This is a genomic window from Bradyrhizobium sp. HKCCYLS20291 (assembly GCF_051167715.1).
Lineage (GTDB): Bacteria > Pseudomonadota > Alphaproteobacteria > Rhizobiales > Xanthobacteraceae > Bradyrhizobium.
This window is the reverse complement of the sequence record NZ_JBNPTO010000008.1, coordinates 292571-307905: the sequence shown is the minus strand read 5'-3', so window position 1 is coordinate 307905 and position 15335 is coordinate 292571. Positions and strand designations below refer to the sequence as shown.

The 15335-nt window shown below is 65.3% G+C and carries 14 protein-coding genes; 3 read left to right on the top strand and 11 right to left on the bottom strand.

Going from position 1 to position 15335, the window contains the following annotated elements:
* The first annotated feature begins 365 nt into the window (after positions 1–365).
* Positions 366–1697: a dicarboxylate/amino acid:cation symporter gene (locus tag ACQR07_RS20345; protein WP_434903951.1), complete on the top strand. Its 1332-nt coding sequence runs from the start codon at positions 366–368 to the stop codon at positions 1695–1697.
* A 144-nt stretch (positions 1698–1841) separates the two neighbouring features.
* Here ACQR07_RS20345 and ACQR07_RS20340 read toward each other — a convergent pair whose 3' ends face one another.
* From ACQR07_RS20340 to rpe, 4 genes are read right to left on the bottom strand one after another with little or no spacing between them, the layout of a single operon-like run.
* On the bottom strand, positions 1842–2357 hold the full coding sequence (locus ACQR07_RS20340; protein ID WP_434903950.1) for a hypothetical protein: 516 nt from the start codon (positions 2355–2357) through the stop codon (positions 1842–1844).
* Between the two features lie 48 nt (positions 2358–2405).
* Positions 2406–3236, bottom strand: a complete 831-nt coding sequence (locus ACQR07_RS20335; protein WP_434903949.1) for a bifunctional allantoicase/(S)-ureidoglycine aminohydrolase — start codon at positions 3234–3236, stop codon at positions 2406–2408.
* 45 nt (positions 3237–3281) lie between these two features.
* A complete protein-coding gene (locus tag ACQR07_RS20330) occupies positions 3282–3767 on the bottom strand; it encodes an ureidoglycolate lyase (protein ID WP_434903948.1) in 486 nt (161 codons plus the stop codon).
* A 12-nt stretch (positions 3768–3779) separates the two neighbouring features.
* The gene (gene rpe / locus ACQR07_RS20325) at positions 3780–4481 is read right to left on the bottom strand and encodes a ribulose-phosphate 3-epimerase (protein ID WP_434903947.1); all 702 of its coding nucleotides are present in this window, start codon (positions 4479–4481) and stop codon (positions 3780–3782) included.
* 230 nt (positions 4482–4711) lie between these two features.
* Between rpe and ACQR07_RS20320 the strand changes: the two genes are divergently transcribed.
* Entirely contained in the window at positions 4712–5476 is a 765-nt protein-coding gene (locus ACQR07_RS20320) for an EF-hand domain-containing protein (RefSeq protein ID WP_434903946.1), read from the top strand.
* Here the strand turns inward: ACQR07_RS20320 and ACQR07_RS20315 are convergent.
* The gene (locus tag ACQR07_RS20315) at positions 5473–6477 is read right to left on the bottom strand and encodes a P1 family peptidase (RefSeq protein WP_434903975.1); all 1005 of its coding nucleotides are present in this window, start codon (positions 6475–6477) and stop codon (positions 5473–5475) included. The two genes, ACQR07_RS20320 and ACQR07_RS20315, sit on opposite strands and share 4 nt — an antisense overlap.
* 127 nt (positions 6478–6604) lie before the next feature.
* The gene (locus ACQR07_RS20310; RefSeq protein WP_434903945.1) at positions 6605–9382 is read right to left on the bottom strand and encodes a PAS domain S-box protein; all 2778 of its coding nucleotides are present in this window, start codon (positions 9380–9382) and stop codon (positions 6605–6607) included.
* 236 nt (positions 9383–9618) lie between these two features.
* Between ACQR07_RS20310 and ACQR07_RS20305 the strand changes: the two genes are divergently transcribed.
* Complete coding sequence (locus ACQR07_RS20305) at positions 9619–10020, top strand: response regulator (RefSeq protein WP_434903944.1); 402 nt, start codon at positions 9619–9621, stop codon at positions 10018–10020.
* Positions 10021–10142: 122 nt separating this feature from the next.
* Here the strand turns inward: ACQR07_RS20305 and ACQR07_RS20300 are convergent, their stop codons facing one another.
* The 5 genes from ACQR07_RS20300 to ACQR07_RS20280 all read right to left on the bottom strand — a co-directional run bounded on the left by ACQR07_RS20300 (position 10143) and on the right by ACQR07_RS20280 (position 15263).
* On the bottom strand, positions 10143–11261 hold the full coding sequence (locus ACQR07_RS20300; RefSeq protein ID WP_434903943.1) for a branched-chain amino acid ABC transporter substrate-binding protein: 1119 nt from the start codon (positions 11259–11261) through the stop codon (positions 10143–10145).
* A gap of 172 nt (positions 11262–11433) precedes the next feature.
* On the bottom strand, positions 11434–12165 hold the full coding sequence (locus ACQR07_RS20295) for an ABC transporter ATP-binding protein (protein ID WP_434903942.1): 732 nt from the start codon (positions 12163–12165) through the stop codon (positions 11434–11436).
* Positions 12162–12995, bottom strand: coding sequence for an ABC transporter ATP-binding protein (locus ACQR07_RS20290; RefSeq protein ID WP_434903941.1), 834 nt, complete (start codon positions 12993–12995; stop codon positions 12162–12164). The genes ACQR07_RS20295 and ACQR07_RS20290 overlap by 4 nt, the downstream gene beginning before the upstream one ends.
* On the bottom strand, positions 12992–14332 hold the full coding sequence (gene livM, locus ACQR07_RS20285; protein ID WP_434903940.1) for a high-affinity branched-chain amino acid ABC transporter permease LivM: 1341 nt from the start codon (positions 14330–14332) through the stop codon (positions 12992–12994). Before livM ends, ACQR07_RS20290 begins: the two co-directional genes overlap by 4 nt.
* Before the next feature lie 13 nt (positions 14333–14345).
* Positions 14346–15263, bottom strand: a complete 918-nt coding sequence (locus ACQR07_RS20280; protein WP_434903939.1) for an ABC transporter permease subunit — start codon at positions 15261–15263, stop codon at positions 14346–14348.
* Positions 15264–15335: the final 72 nt, after the last annotated feature.

Here is a 15335-nt window from a genome sequence, read left to right as displayed (position 1 = left end):
ACGGGTGGTATCAGCACGGGCAAACGCGCGGGGAGTGTTCGTGGCGAGACCTGTACCCCCTCACCCGGATTGCATCTTCGATGCAATCCGACCTCTCCCCGCCCTAGCGAAGCTTCGCTTCGCCCTGGCGGGGCGAGGTGCACCGTGCGCTGCGCGATATGGGTGCAAGCCAACAACAGGAGACTCCGAATTCGATCGCTAAAGCAGGTGACCGTCATTCCTTCACCTTCAACCATGACCTTCGAAGCGGCATCCACAGCCCGAAATTCGGGCGCAGCTGCCATTGCCTTTCAAACTCACCGCCGCCAGAGTGACATTATGTCGCGCGTGAGGCGCGCTGGTCTGGTTTGACGAGGGGGACTTCGATGGCGGCAACGGATGTGAGCGTGGCGGGGACGGCATCGCCGAGGGGCAGCCTGTTCGGCTCGCTGTTCTTTCAGGTCGTGGCGGCGCTTGCGATCGGGATCCTGATCGGCGTCGTCGCGCCGGAGACCGCCCAGGGCCTGAAATTCTTCAGCGACGCCTTCCTGCGCCTGATCGCGATGGTCGTGGCGCCGATCGTGTTCTGCGTCGTCGTGCACGGCATCGCCAGCGCCGGCGACCTCAAGAAGGTCGGTCGCGTCGGCGTCAAGTCGCTGTTCTATTTCGAGGGCATGACCACGATCGCGCTGGCCTTCGGCCTGGTGCTGGCGCTGCTGTTCGGGCCGGGCCACGGCATGAACATCGACGTTTCGAAACTCGATGCCAAGCAGCTCGCGAGCTTCGCCGACAACGCCCACAAGCTGCAGGGCGGCGGCCTCGGCGGCTTCATCCTCAACATCATTCCGCCGACCGCGTTCGATGCGTTCGCACGCAACGACGTGCTGCAGGTGCTGTTCTTCGCCGTGATCTTCGGCGTCAGCCTGGCGCTGGTCGGCGAGCCCGGTAAGCCGGTGGTCAACCTGATCGATTCCATCGCCAAGGTGCTGTTCAAGGCGATGGGCCTGATCGTGCGCGTGGCGCCGCTCGGCGTGCTCGGAGCGATCGGCTTCACAGTCGGCAAATACGGCATCGGCTCGCTCAAGCAGCTGCTCGCGCTGGTCGTGCTGTTCTACGTCTCGGTGGCGCTGTTCGTCGTGATCGCGCTCGGCCTCGTGATGCGGCTCGCCGGCCTCAGCCTGTTCAAGTTTCTGCGCTACCTGAAGGAGGAGCTGTTGATCGTGCTGGCGACGGCGTCATCCGATTCCGTTCTGCCGCAGATCATGCGCAAGCTGGAGGCGATGGGCGTCAAGCAGGAGGTCGTGGGTCTCGTCATCCCGACCGGCTACTCGTTCAACCTCGATGCGTTCTCAATCTATCTGACATTGGCGGTCGTCTTCATCGCCCAGGCCACCAACACGCCGCTGTCGGTGAGCGATCTGCTGCTCGTGCTCGGCGTGTCCCTGGTGACGTCGAAGGGCGCGCATGGCGTGCCCGGCTCGGCGATCGTGATCCTCGCCGCGACGCTCGGCGCGGTGCCGGCAATTCCCGCGATCGGCCTCGTGCTGGTGCTGTCAGTCGACTGGTTCGTCGGCATTGCGCGGGCCGTCGGCAACCTGATCGGCAACTGCGTCGCTACCGTCGTGGTGGCTGCGTGGGAGAAAGATCTCGATTACGTCAAAGCAAAGGCCGTGCTCGACCGCGGCACCGCGGAGGAGGTGGAGTATCAGGGGGCGTGAGACGCAGTCGATAGGGAGTGAATGAAGGCGCAGCGAGCACAACGAGGATCGGTCGCGATTGCGATCGCACCGGCTTATGGGGGCTATGAGGAGATGTTCCTCACAGCCATGAGAACGCCCGTGGCCGCAGACCTGACATGTGCATCAGGTATTGGCATTGCCATAGGCAATGTCGTGGCCGCAATCGTAGCGAGCGGTCGGATCACGATCGCGCAATTCGTAGACGCGCTGCCACGTGCTGTCCCATGCGCCTTCGTCGGTCAAGCAGGTCCGGCTCCCGTCGGCATCGACCTTGATGACCTTCCAGATTGGAAGCGCAACGCAGGCGAACGACTCGAAGAACGCATCCAGAAACGATGTGGACCAGCCGGAGTCCATCCCCATGTGGCGGAACTTCGGCTCGTCGGCAGAGCTCACCAGGCCCCAGGGGCAGCGCGGTCCGAAGCCGTGCTCGCAATAGGCGATCTCTGCGCCCGATTCCGGATCGCGAAGCACGAACCAGCAGGGATATTGTTGGCCGGGTTGGCCGTAGTCCCAATCGCGCAGCACCATGTGTGGCGCGACGAGCATGCCGCGGATGTGCGCGAGCACGCGCTCATCCGAAACAGCAGCCAGTTCGCCTTCGACCAAGCTCTCCAAGAGTTCGGGATCGATAGACATCAAGTCTGGAGCCTGCGATCGTTTAGTCGAAGTAACGAGTATATGACCTCACCGGAACGGCCGCAGCTTCATGTGGCGGTTGGAGTCCTTGTAGAGCAGGTAGCGGAAGCGGCCGGGGCCGCCGGCGTAGCAGGCTTGCGGGCAGAAGGCGCGCAGCCACATGAAGTCGCCGGCTTCGACCTCGACCCAGTCGCGGTTCAGCTTGTAGACCGCCTTGCCTTCGAGCACGTAGAGGCCGTGCTCCATCACATGCGTCTCCAGGAACGGGATAACGGCGCCGGGCTCGAAGGTGACGATGTTGACGTGCATGTCGTGGCGGACGTCGAGCGGGTCGACGAAGCGCGTCGTGGCCCAGCGGCCCTCGGTGCCGGGCATGCCGACCGGCGCGATGGTCGCCTCGTTGGTGACGAAGGCCTCGGGCAGGGGGATGCCGGGCACGGCCTCATAGGCCTTGCGGATCCAGTGGAAGGTCGCGGGCGCCGCGCTGTCGTTCGTCAGCGTCCATTTGCAGGACGGTGGCAGGAAGGCGTAGCCGCCCTTGGCCAGGCGATGTACGGTGCCGGCGATGGTCAGCGCGACCTCGCCGCCGACGACGAACAGCACGCCCTCGGCCTCGGGATCAGGCTCCGGCTGGGTGCTGCCGCCGCCGGGCGAGACTTCGACGATGTATTGCGAGAACGTCTCCGAGAAGCCGGAGAGCGGACGCGCGATCACCCAGGTCCGCGTCTTGTCCCAGAACGGCAGCGGCGAGGTGACGATGTCGCGCATCACGCCCTTGGGAATGACGGCGTAGGCCTCGGTGAACACGGCGCGGCCGGTCAGCAGGTCGGTCTGCGGCGGGTGGCCGCCATGCGGCACGAAGTAGTTCGGCTTGTCCATCGTCGTGTCTCCCGCGCGCGGATCGTCAAGTCCGCGCGCCATCGTTCAGGGGATGCTCAAGAACAGCGGCTGGTCGAGCCACAGCTCCTCGAGATTGTCGGCGGTCATGCGATCGACCACCATGAAGCGCGAGGCGTCGTCGAACACCAGGAGGGGATGGTGCCAGACGTTGCGCGCGTAGTTCACGCCCTGGCGACCGCTCGCGGTGAAGGCGCGGTAGCTCGCGGCATCGCGCGGATCATGGCACACCAGCACCAGCCAGGGGCGGTCCTGCAGCGGCATGAACAGCTGGGTGCCGAGCGGGTGTCGCTCCATCAGCTTGATCTCGATCGGCAAAGGCCGCGGCTTCGCCTCGAACAGGCTGATGTTCACGGCCGCGCCGCCCGACGCCACGTCGATGGCGGCAAGCCCGTTGCAGCGGCGGGCAAAGCCCTGGTTGATCTCGATCGGCGCGGCGCCGTCGGTCTCGACGACGTCGCCGAAGCGAGCGAAGGCCGCCTTGGTCAGCGGCTGCGGCGTCAGCGTCTGCATCGTCCCGCGCGCTCAGATCGCTTCGCCGCGCGCCGACGCGGCCGCATCGCGGATCGCGGCAATGTTGCCGCGATAGGCCTCCATCGTGCCGCCCTTGAACACGGCGGAGCCCGCCACCAAGGCGTTGGCGCCGGCTGCAGCAAGCGCGCCGGCATTGTCGCGGCCCACGCCGCCATCGACCTCAATGTCGATCGGGCGGCCCGCGATCATCGCGCGCAGGTCCTGGACCTTGCCGATCGCCGACGTGATGAACGCCTGGCCGCCGAAGCCGGGGTTGACCGACATGATCAGCACGAGGTCGACGAGGTCGAGCACGTATTCGATGACGTTGAGCGGGGTCGACGGATTGAGCGAGACGCCGGCCTTCTTGCCGAGCGCGCGGATCGCCTGCAGCGAGCGATGCAGATGCGGGCCGGCCTCGGCATGCACCGTGATGTGGTCGCAACCGGCCTTGGCGAAGGCTTCGAGATAGGGATCGCACGGCGTGATCATCAGATGCGCGTCGAAGATCTTGGTCGTGTGCGGGCGCAGCGCCTTGATGACATCGGGGCCGTAGGAAATGTTCGGCACGAAATGGCCGTCCATGACGTCGAGATGGATCCAGTCGGCGCCGGCGGCATCGACGGCGCGCACCTCGTCGCCGAGCTTGGAAAAATCCGATGCCAGGATCGATGGCGCGATGACGAGCGGACGCGGCGTGAAGGACTGGGTCATGGGCAGCTGTTCCAGTGCGATCGGGAATTGTCGCCGTATCATGCGGGGGCGGCTGCGGCAACGCGAGCGGGAAAAATCTGCCGGCCGCGGCATGATCTGCCGGGCTCCCGGCATCGCAACATCACGAAATATCCGGACATATCAGCGATTTGGCGCTGGCACGGGGATTGCGAAGCCTGCGCTGGCTTTGGTTTCGCTGCCGTTCGCCGCGGCCTTGTCGGAGTTTCGCCATGTGGTTCGCACTGGGGGCCGCCTCGTCGGTCCTGGAAAGTCTGCAGTCGATCGGTTCGACCAAGTCCGGTTCCGGCAAGTCGGGCCAGTCCGGCAGCAGCCCTTTCAGCCTGGGGGACAGCGGCTCCGGCGGGGCCGGAATTTTCAACCCGTGGTCCAGCTCCGGACAGAGCGGGGCCGGGCAGATCGCGCCGGACACGATGCGCGCGCTGCTCGCGGCGCAGAGCCAGTCCGGCACGTCGAGCGCGAGCGCGTCGAGCAATCCGCTGCAGGATCTGTTCTCGCAGATCGACGGCGATGGCGACGGCAAGATCACCAAGTCGGAATTCGAGACCGCGCTCGGCGCCGGCGGTACCAACCTCGCGAATGCGGACAAGGTGTTCGGCAAGCTCGACAAGAACAGCGACGGCAATGTCAGCATGGACGAGCTGACCTCGGCGCTGCAGGGCGCGCGTGGCCGTCGGGGCCACCATCACCACGAGGCCGGCGCATCCGGCGGCTCGGGCAGTTCGACCGGCGCGGGCGCCGATGCGTTGATGCAGGCGCTGTCGGGCTCGTCGAGCTCCTCGTCCACCAACAGCGACGGCTCGACGACGACGACCATCACCTATGCCGACGGCTCGAAGATGACGCTGACGACGCCGGCAGCAAGCACGGCTTCAAACGCCGCAACCTCGTCGTACAATCTGATCGAGAAGCTGATCCAGCGACAATCCAACAGGCTGTCGGGCTCGACGCAGTCGACGACGGCCGTCAGCGCTTAAGCCGTGCCGCCGAAGCGATCCTGCCAGGACGGCAGGGCGCCTGCGAACGGCAGCCGCTTCGCGTGATAGACGCCGCTCGCGATCGCGCGCGCCAGCACGTTGGCGGCGACCATGCCGAGTTCGCTCAGCTCGACCAGCGGCTCGACCGGCTTGGCGCAGGTCGCTGCCGCGAACACGATGTCGCCGTCGAGTGGCAGATGCACCGGATAGATCGCGCGCGCCATGCCGGTCTGCGCCATCATCGCCAGCCGCTTGGCCTGCGCCTTGGTCAGGGTGGCGTCGGTGACGACCAGGCTGATCGTCGTATTCTCCGACGCGGCCGGCGCCGGACCGCCCTTGAGGCGCATCGCCAGCATGTCGGGCGTGAACGTCGCAGGCAGGCCGCGGCCACCGAACTCGGCATTGACCTCATACGGCGCGGCCCAGAACCATGGGCCATCGCCGACCGTGACGCTGCCGACCGCGTTGACCACGGCGATCGCCGCGACCTTGATGCCGTTGCGGGTCACGGCCGAGGCCGAGCCGAGCCCGCCCTGCAGGTTGGCGGTGGTGGCACCGAGCCCGGCGCCGACGCTGCCGAGCGCGAACGTCGTGTCGGCCGCGTCGGCGGCCGCATAGCCGAGCTCGCGATAGGGCGCGTAGCGGCCCCATTGCTTGTTGCCGCCGTTCAGGAGGTCGAACATGATCGCGCCGGGCACGATCGGGACCAGCGCCTCGCGCACGGCAAAGCCGCGGCCGCGTTCGGCGAGCCAGGCCTGAATGCCGCTGGCGGCTTCCAGGCCGAACGCCGAGCCGCCCGACAAGGCGATGGCGTCGATCTGTTCCACTGTATTGACGGGATCGAGCAGCGCATCCTCGCGCACGCCCGGCCCGCCACCGCGGATGTCGATGGCTGCGACCGCGGGCCGATCGAACAGGATCGCGGTCACGCCAGAGGCGAGCGCCGCATCATCGGCGTGGCCGACGCGCACGCCGGCGATGTCGGTGAGGAGGTTCTGCACGGTCATGCTCGCTCGATGGTGGGGTTGGCAAAGGCATAACCCGGCCCGGCCACCGGCTCAACGCCGCGCGCGAGCCCTGTCGAGTTCCCGCGTCAAAACGCGTCGACCGAGCGCGGGGCTCGACGGTCTACCCGTCCAGAGCAATGCGGATCATGCGGGCGAGCTCGGGCTTGCGGTAGGGCTTGGCCAGCAGCAGGACGCCGGCGTCGAGGCGGCCGTGGTGCACGATCGCATTCTCGGTGTAGCCAGACGTGAACAGCGTCTTGAGCGCGGGCCGCCGCCCGCGAGCGGCATCGGCGAGTTGCCGGCCGTTCATGGCGCCGGGCATGATGACGTCGGTGAACAGCAGGTCGATCTCCGGATGGCGCTCGAGGACGTCGAGCGCCTCGGCGGCATTGGCCGCTGCGAGCGTCGTGTAGCCGAGACTCGTGACCTGGGCGACGACGTGCTGGCGCACCAGCGGGTCATCCTCGACCACCAGGATGGTTTCGTCACCGCCGCGATAATCCTGGCTCTTCGGATGGGCGGCCGCGGCCGGGCCGGCGGCGTTCGAGCGCGGCAGATACAGCTTGATCGAGGTGCCGTGACCGACCTCGCTGTAGATCTTGATGTGTCCGCCGGACTGCTTGACGAAGCCGAACACCATGCTGAGGCCAAGCCCGGTGCCTCTGCCGAGGCCCTTGGTCGAGAAGAACGGGTCGAACACCTTGTCGAGATAGGCAGGCGGAATGCCGCAGCCGGTGTCGCTCACCGCGATCATGACGTAGTCGCCGATCGCAACCTCGCTGTTGGCGTCGGCGTAGTCCTGGTCGAGGGAGACGTTGGCGGTCTCCAGAGTCAGCTTGCCGCCTTCCGGCATCGCATCGCGTGCATTGAGAGCCAGATTGACGATCGAGGTGGCGAGCTGGTTCGGATCGGCCAGCGCCGTGCATGGCACGGCGGCCAGAATTCGTTCGATCTCGATCTGCTCGCCGAGCGTCGGCCGCAGCAGCTCGGCGGTTTCGATCACCAGCGCGTTGACGTCCAGATCCGTCGGCTGCAGCGGCTGCTTGCGAGCGAAGGCGAGCAGTTGCTGGGTCAGCCGGGCGCCGCGGTCGGCGGAATCCTCGATCAGCTTTGCGACCGGCGACAGCTCCGGGCGATCCGACACGGAGTCGGAGAGGATGCCGATGCTGCCGGTGATGACTGTCAGGATGTTGTTGAAGTCGTGCGCAATGCCGCCGGTGAGATGGCCGACGGATTCCATCTTCTGCGCCTGGCGGAACTGCGCTTCCGCGGCGCGTTTCTCGGTCAGGTCGCGGCCGATGAAGAAATGCCGCTGCACCGGGTCCGACCAGTTCGCCATCCAGTTCAGCACGACGCCGCGGCCTTCCTTGTGCAGGAGTTGCGCCTCGAAATTGTGGATGTCGCGCCCGCGCCGGCAGTCGCGCATCTGGCTGCGAACAACCTCCAGTTCGGGCGGATAGACGAAGTCGCTGGCATTGCGGCCGACCATCTCGTCGGGCCGGTAGCCGAGAATGGCCTGCGCGCTCGGGCTGACCTGCATGAGATTGCCGCGGGAGTCGGCAATCAGAATCAGATCCTGCGAGGTGTCGAAGATGCGCCGCCGCTCCTCGGTCTCGCGGTTCAGCGCGTTGCGGGTGCGCTTGCTCTCGGTGATGTCGCGAGCAACCTTCGAGGCGCCGATCACGGCGCCGCGCGCGTCGAGGATCGGCGAGATGCTCAGCGACACCTCGATCTCGTGCCCATCCTTGTGCCGGCGCACCGTTTCGTGGTGTTCGATCTTCTCGCCGCCGCCGATCCGCTTCAGGATGCGATCGACCTCGCCGCGCCGCTCGGGCGGAACGATCAGGCTGATGTCGTTGCCCAACGCTTCCGCGATCTCGTATCCGAAGAGCTGCTCCGCCGCGCGATTCCACGATGTGATCTTGCCGTGCAGGGTGAGCGTGATGATGGCGTCGTTGGAGGATTCCACGACGGCGCTGAACAGCCGCTCGCGAGCGATGAAGCGCGCCCGCTCGCTTTCGCTCTGCCGCCGCTGCTGCTGCAGCAGTCGCGCGAGTCTGGTCTGCAGCCCGACATTGTCGGCAAGCAGTACGCCGAGCACGAAGCTCGCGGCCAGCAGCCCATAGAGGCGGCCCGCATAAAATCCGAGATCGAAGCGTGCTGCGTTCAGCAGCGAGGCCAGTGCGAGATCGAACAGCCAGGCGCACAGCACCACCATGACCCACAGGTCGAGAATACTGTAGGGACGACGCGACGCCAGGAGCAGCAGGGTTGCGAGCGTCATGCACCAGATCGCGCCGACGACGACCTTCAGCGACTGCGTTGCGGTGCCGCCGTCGATGAGGACCGGAAGTGAATTTTCGAAAGCGATTACCGACCAAACGAGGGCGGCGAGCGTCGTCACGACGCCGACGATGGCCAGCAACAGCGATGCGGTCACCGATGCCACGGCACGCGGCTGGTCGCTTCTCTGCAGCGCGTAGGCGGCAACGAAAAATGGAAATGCGCCGTGCCAGATCATGTAGATCCATACGGCGGTCTGTGGTCCGGCGCCGAGCAGGCCCGTCGGCGCGAACAGGCCCGGGAATGCCAGCGTATGCAGCAGCGCAGCGGGCGCGGTGAAGAGGTAGCCGCAGCCGAGCCAGAGCAGCGGCGGCGATCGCAGCAGGACGAACTGTGAGAACAGCAGAAACGCCGTGACGAGATCGTTCAGCACCAGCGCAGATTGATAGCTCGCGATGAACGCCGGCATCGCCGCCAGCTGCACCTTCGCGAAGGGAGCGGCAGCGGCAAACAGCACGGCTGAAATCACGACAACGGCGAGTGCTGCAAGTTTGTCGCGCTGCGTTGCCGTGGAAGTCGACAAAAGAATTTCGCGAGGATCTTCGACGCTCTGCATCTCCAATGCCCTGCGCACCAGGCATCAATTCGGGGTCACAACTCCGCATTGCCTGATGAGCGAAAAATAGAGTAATTCGACTAAAGGTTGTATAGTGCCAACGTGAAACGTTCTGTAGAATGAGTCGCTATTATGAGTAACCGCACCTTTACCGCAAATCAGATAAATATACCGGTAGTTGTACCTGATTTCTTTTTATGTTGTAGGCTGTCCGACGAAAAATTCTGGAGAAGTTGATGCCGCGGATTCTCGTGGTCGACGATCAGAAGGACGTGCGCGCCATGATCAGCATGGTGCTGCGCGTCAATCAGTTTGACGTGGTTGAAGCAGGAACGGCAACGTCGGGACTGCAACTTTTCCGCGAACAAACGTTCGATGCCGTGATCGTAGACATTTATCTGGATGATTCCAATGGTCTCGATCTGGTCGGCAGCATGCGGGAACTGGTTCCCGATCTGCCCGTCGTCGCCGTGTCGGGAATGACGGCGTTCGACGGTGCGTCGATGTCAGAGCAACTGACGCGCGTGGTATACTTACAGAAGCCATTCCGGCCCGCGGATCTCACGCGTTCGCTCGAACTCGCCCGTTCCGCCGTGCGTGAGCAGGAGACTTCGCCGCTCTCGGCCTGCGCAGGATAGGGTTGCCGGCACTTTCGGGGCGGTGCCCGAGAGGCAGAAATCCTGGCATTCAGGTACCTTTAAAGCAGAACGCCCCGGTCAAGGACCGGGGCGTCTGCATTTCGGATCGTGATCGGGCGCGATCAGGAGCCCTTGCTGCCGAGTTCGGCATAGCCGCCCTTGGCGTCCCACTTGTAGACGACATAGTCGATCTGCTTGATGTCGCCCTTGGCGTCGAAGCCGAGCTTGCCGAGCACCGTGTCCCACTCGCCCGCCTTGATGACGTCCATCACCTTCTTGGCGTCGGTGGTGTTGGCCTTCTTCACGGCCTGCGACCAGACCTGGATCGCGGCGTAGGTGTAGAGGGTGTAGCCTTCTGGATCGATGTTCTTGGCCTTGAACTTGTCGACGATCGCCTTCGCGGTCGGCTTGTTGCGCGGTTCGGGGCCGAAGGTGAACAGCGTGCCTTCCGCGGCCGGACCGGTGATCGACGCGAACTCCTTGTCGTTCATCGCGTCGCCCGCCATCAAGATCGTCTTGAGGCCCTGGTCGCGCATCTGACGCAGGATCAGGCCGGCTTCCTGGTGATAGCCGCCGACATAGACGAGGTCGATGTTCTCACGCTTCAGGCGCGACACGATCGCGTTGAAGTCCTTGTCGCCCTTGTTGTACGACTCGAACATCTTCTCGGTGACGCCGGCCTTGTTGAGCGACTTCTTGGTCTCGTCGGCGAGACCCTTGCCATAGGTGGTCTTGTCGTTGAGGATCGCGATGTTCTTGCCCTTGAAGTTCTTCGCGATGTAGTTCGCGGCAACCAGGCCCTGCTGGTCGTCGCGGCCGCAGACGCGCGCCACGTTCCACAGCTTGCGCTCGGTGAACAGCGGGTTGGTCGAGGCCGGGGTGATCTGCAGCACGTTGCTGTCGGCATAGGCCTCCGAGGCCGGGATCGACGACGACGAGCAGAAGTGGCCTGCGACGAACGGAATGCCGGAGCCGGCGAGCTTCTCGGCGACCGAGCGGGCCTGCTTCGGATCGCAGGCATCGTCACCGATCTGCAGAGCAAGCTTCTTGCCGAGAACACCGCCGGCCGCGTTGAGATCGGCAATCGCCATCTCGGCGCCGTTCTGCATCTGGCGGCCGAACGCCGACTCGCCGCCGGTCATCGGGCCGGCTACGGCGATGGTGATGTCGTCGGCGTAAGCGGCCGTCGAGAGCGCAAGCGTGGCGCCCAGGGCCAGACCGATAAATTTGAGTGGTTTCATGAGAAATCCTCACAGGGGTCAGTCGACACGGAAACGGCCCGAAGGGCGGGCCGCAGACCGCGCGCATTGTGGCTGATTTTGCGGCGAAGTCACCGGCAATTTTCGGACAGACCGACAAAGGACATAGCCAATCTGGCCGGGTTTCGGCCAAAGGCTGTTTCGGCGAGCCCGCCTAGTGGCGGCCGCCCTCCAGATACGCCGCGCGGATCTCCGGCCGCTGCAGCAACTCGGTGCCGGTGCCCGACAGCGTGATCAGCCCGTTGACCAGCACATATCCGCGGTGCGCGAGCTTCAGCGCATGATTGGCATTCTGCTCCACGATCAGCACCGTCAGCCCGTCCTGGCGGTTGAGGGTCCGGATGGCCTCGAAAATCTGCCGCGCAATCAGCGGCGCGAGGCCGAGCGACGGTTCGTCGAGGAGCAGCAGGCGCGGCCGGCTCATCAAGGCGCGCCCGATCGCCAGCATCTGCTGCTCGCCGCCGGACAGCGTGCCGCCGCGCTGGTCGATGCGCTCCTTCAGCCGCGGGAACAGCGCGAACACGCGATCGAGCGTGTCGGCGCGCTCGGCTTCCGTGGCCTCGCCGGCGTCGGCCCCCATCTGCAGGTTCTCGGCCACGCTCATGCGCGGGAAGATGCGACGGCCCTCCGGCGACTGCGCGATCTTGAGGCGCGCGATCTGATGCGTCGGCACCTGGGTGATGTCATGGCCGTCATAGACGATATGACCGGAACTGGCGCGCGGCCGGCCGAAGATCGACATCATCAGGGTCGATTTGCCGGCGCCGTTGGCCCCGATCAGCGCGACGATCTCGCCGGCCTTGATGTCGAGGTCGACGCCCTTGAGTGCTTCGATCTTGCCGTAGGACGCGCGCAGGTTGTGGATCTCGAGCAGGGACGCGCTCACGCTTCGGCCTCCATCACGGCTGCGGCCTCTTGCTCGTCGGTGCCGAGATAGGCGGCGATGACCTTCGGATCGTCGCGGATCTCGCGCGGCGTGCCCTCTGCGATCTTGACGCCGTAGTCCATCACCACCACGCGGTCGGAGATTTCCATCACGACGCTCATGTCGTGCTCGATGAGGAGGATCGAGGTGCCGTGGTCGGCGCGGATCGACAGCAGCAGCTCGCTGAGCGCCGCGCTCTCGCGCGCGTTGAGGCCGGCGGCCGGCTCGTCGAGGCAGAGCAGGGCAGGGCCGGTGCACATCGCGCGCGCGATCTCCAGCCGGCGCTGGTCGCCATACGCGAGGTTGCCGGCGGCGTCGTCGGCGCGGTCGATCAGTCCGACCCGCTTCAGCCAGAACACCGCATTGTCGATGGCGCTCTGTTCCGCCGCGCGCCACGACGGCAAGCCGAGCAGCCCGATCAACGTGAGCCCTGAGGCGCGCATCAGCGCGTTGTGCTGCGCCACCATCAGGTTCTCCAGCGCCGTCATGCCGGGAAACAGCCGGATGTTCTGGAAGGTGCGCGCCACCTTGGCCTGCTTGGAGATGTTGAAGTCCTTGAGCTTCTGCATCTCGTACTGGGCGCCGTCATCGTGCGTCAGGCGGATGACCCCGGAGGTCGGCTTGTAGAAGCCGGTGATGCAGTTGAACACGGTAGTCTTGCCGGCGCCGTTCGGGCCGATCAAGGCCGTGATCTGCTTGCGCTGCGCGGTGAACGACAGCGCGTTGACGGCGACGATGCCGCCGAAGCGCATGGTGAGATTTTCGAGCGCGAGGATCGGAGCGGAGCTCATCCGTGGCCTTCCTTGACGAGGTCCGAAGAGATGCTCTTGGATTTTTCCAGGAACACGGTCGGCGCGCGGTGGCCGACGATGCCGCGGGGCCGCCAGATCATCACCAGCACCATGGCGAGACCGAACACCAGCATGCGGTAGACCTCGAGGCTTCGGAACAGCTCGAATCCGCCGATCATGGCGAGCGCCGCCAAGGCCACGCCGAGCTGCGAACCCATGCCGCCGAGCACGACGATCGCGAGCACCAGCGCCGATTCCTGGAAGGTGAAGGATTCCGGGCTGATGAAGCCCTGGCGGGTGGCGAAGAAGGCGCCGGCGAAGCCGCCGAACATCGCGCCGGTGGCGAACGCCGTCAGCTTCGTCGTCGTGATGTTGATGCCGAGCGCGCGGCAGGCGACCTCATCCTCGCGCAGCGCTTCCCAGGCGCGGCCGATCGGCAGCCGCCGCAGCCGGATCGTGACCCAGTTGGTGAGCAGCGCCAGCGCCAGGATCAGGTAGAACAGGAACACGATGCGATGTGTCGGCGAAAACGGAATGCCGAGCATGGCAGCGAGGCCGCCTTCGCCTGGGGCCAGCGGAATGCCGAACAGGGTCGGCCGCGGAATGCCGGAGACGCCGTTCGGACCGCCGGTCACATCCTGCCAGTTGATCAGCACGAGGCGGATGATCTCGCCGAACGCCAAGGTGACGATCGCGAGATAGTCGCCGCGCAACCGCAGCACCGGGAAGCCCAGCAGCACGCCCCAGAACGCCGCGAGGATGCCGGCCAGCGGCAGGCAGATCCAGAACGACAGGCCGAAGGTGGTCGACAGCAATCCGTAGGAGTAGGCGCCGACGGCGTAGAACGCGACGTAGCCGAGGTCGAGCAGGCCGGCCAGACCGACCACCACGTTGAGACCCCAGCCGAGCATCACGTAGGTCAGCACGAGGATGCCGAGGTCGAGAATGTAGCGCTGATTGTAGAAGATAACCGGCACGAGGAAGGTGAAGATCAGCAGTGCCGGCGCGACATAGCGGCCGGCGACGGTCATGCCGTTATTTACCGAGGACGGCACGAAGCTGCCGAGACCGCCGCGCGGACCGAGCCACAGCCGCAGCAGCTCGACCACGATGGAGCCTATGAACACCGCGCCGACGAGGCTCGCGAGCTCGCCGAAGCGGGTCCAGTATTCGAGCTGGCCGCTCTGGCCCGCCTCGGTGCGGACGCCGACCATCAGCGAGAACAGGCCGAGGGCGACCAGGGCGCTGAGGACGGCCTTCTTGAGGATGAAGGCGGCTCCGACCGGCTCGGAGCCATTCGAAGAGGCGGGCGAAGAGGCTCGAGGGGACGCGCTCACACGGGCTCCATCGTCAGACTTTTTCGACTTCGGGTCGACCGAGCAGGCCGGTCGGCATGAAGATCAACACCACGATGAGGATCGAGAACGCCGCGACGTCCTTGTACTCGACGGAGAAATAGGCCGACCAGAACGTCTCGATCAGGCCGATCGCGAGACCGCCGAGCATGGCGCCCGGCAGCGAGCCGATGCCGCCCAGCACGGCCGCGGTGAATGCCTTGATGCCGGCGACGAAGCCCATGAAGAAATCGACGAGCCCGTAGTAGAGCAGGTACATCATGCCGGCGACAGCGGCCAGCGCCGCGCCGATCACGAAGGTCATCGAAATGGTGCGGTCGACGTCGACGCCGAGCAGCGCGGCCATGGTCTGGTCCTGCTCGCAGGCGCGCATGTCGCGGCCGAGCCGGGTGCGCGACACCAGCCAGGTGAACAGGCCGAGCAGCACGATGGTGGTGATGACCACGACGATCTGAACGTTGGACAGCTGCACGACGAAGCCGCTGCTACCCTCGTGCAGCGTGTAGCCGCCCGTGATGATCGGCGGCACCGGCTTGACCCGCGCGCCTTGCGCCACCTGCGAAAAATTCGTCAGCACGAACGACATGCCGATCGCCGACAGCATCGGCGCCAGCCGGAAGGAGTGTCGCAAGGGTCGATAGGCGATGCGCTCGATGGTCCAGCCGAACAGCGCCGTGATCGCCATCGAGACCAGCAGCACGATGAGCAGAATGACCGGAACCGCGGTGAGGCCGATCGACACCAGCACCAGGAAGGAGATCAGGGCAATGAAGCCGCCGATCATGAAGACGTCGCCATGGGCGAAATTGATCATGCCCACGATGCCGTAGACCATGGTGTAGCCGATGGCGATCAGGCCATAGATCGAGCCGAGGACGAGGCCGTTGATGAGCTGTTGCGCGAAATAATCCATGGACTGCCGTGACTGAGACTGTCGATACCGGTTCGCAATGCGGCGAGGGCCGTCCGGAGCGAGGCGGGCCTG

Excerpts from the sequence above, each read along its gene's own strand:
- ACQR07_RS20345 (WP_434903951.1), top strand. The coding sequence starts at position 366 with ATGGCGGCAACGGATGTGAGCGTGGCGGGGACGGCATCGCCGAGGGGC.
- ACQR07_RS20340 (WP_434903950.1), bottom strand. The coding sequence starts at position 2,357 with ATGTCTATCGATCCCGAACTCTTGGAGAGCTTGGTCGAAGGCGAACTG.
- ACQR07_RS20335 (WP_434903949.1), bottom strand. The coding sequence starts at position 3,236 with ATGGACAAGCCGAACTACTTCGTGCCGCATGGCGGCCACCCGCCGCAG.
- ACQR07_RS20330 (WP_434903948.1), bottom strand. The coding sequence starts at position 3,767 with ATGCAGACGCTGACGCCGCAGCCGCTGACCAAGGCGGCCTTCGCTCGC.
- rpe (WP_434903947.1), bottom strand. The coding sequence starts at position 4,481 with ATGACCCAGTCCTTCACGCCGCGTCCGCTCGTCATCGCGCCATCGATC.
- ACQR07_RS20320 (WP_434903946.1), top strand. The coding sequence starts at position 4,712 with ATGTGGTTCGCACTGGGGGCCGCCTCGTCGGTCCTGGAAAGTCTGCAG.
- ACQR07_RS20310 (WP_434903945.1), bottom strand. The coding sequence starts at position 9,382 with ATGCAGAGCGTCGAAGATCCTCGCGAAATTCTTTTGTCGACTTCCACG.
- ACQR07_RS20305 (WP_434903944.1), top strand. The coding sequence starts at position 9,619 with ATGCCGCGGATTCTCGTGGTCGACGATCAGAAGGACGTGCGCGCCATG.
- ACQR07_RS20300 (WP_434903943.1), bottom strand. The coding sequence starts at position 11,261 with ATGAAACCACTCAAATTTATCGGTCTGGCCCTGGGCGCCACGCTTGCG.
- ACQR07_RS20290 (WP_434903941.1), bottom strand. The coding sequence starts at position 12,995 with ATGAGCTCCGCTCCGATCCTCGCGCTCGAAAATCTCACCATGCGCTTC.
- ACQR07_RS20280 (WP_434903939.1), bottom strand. The coding sequence starts at position 15,263 with ATGGATTATTTCGCGCAACAGCTCATCAACGGCCTCGTCCTCGGCTCG.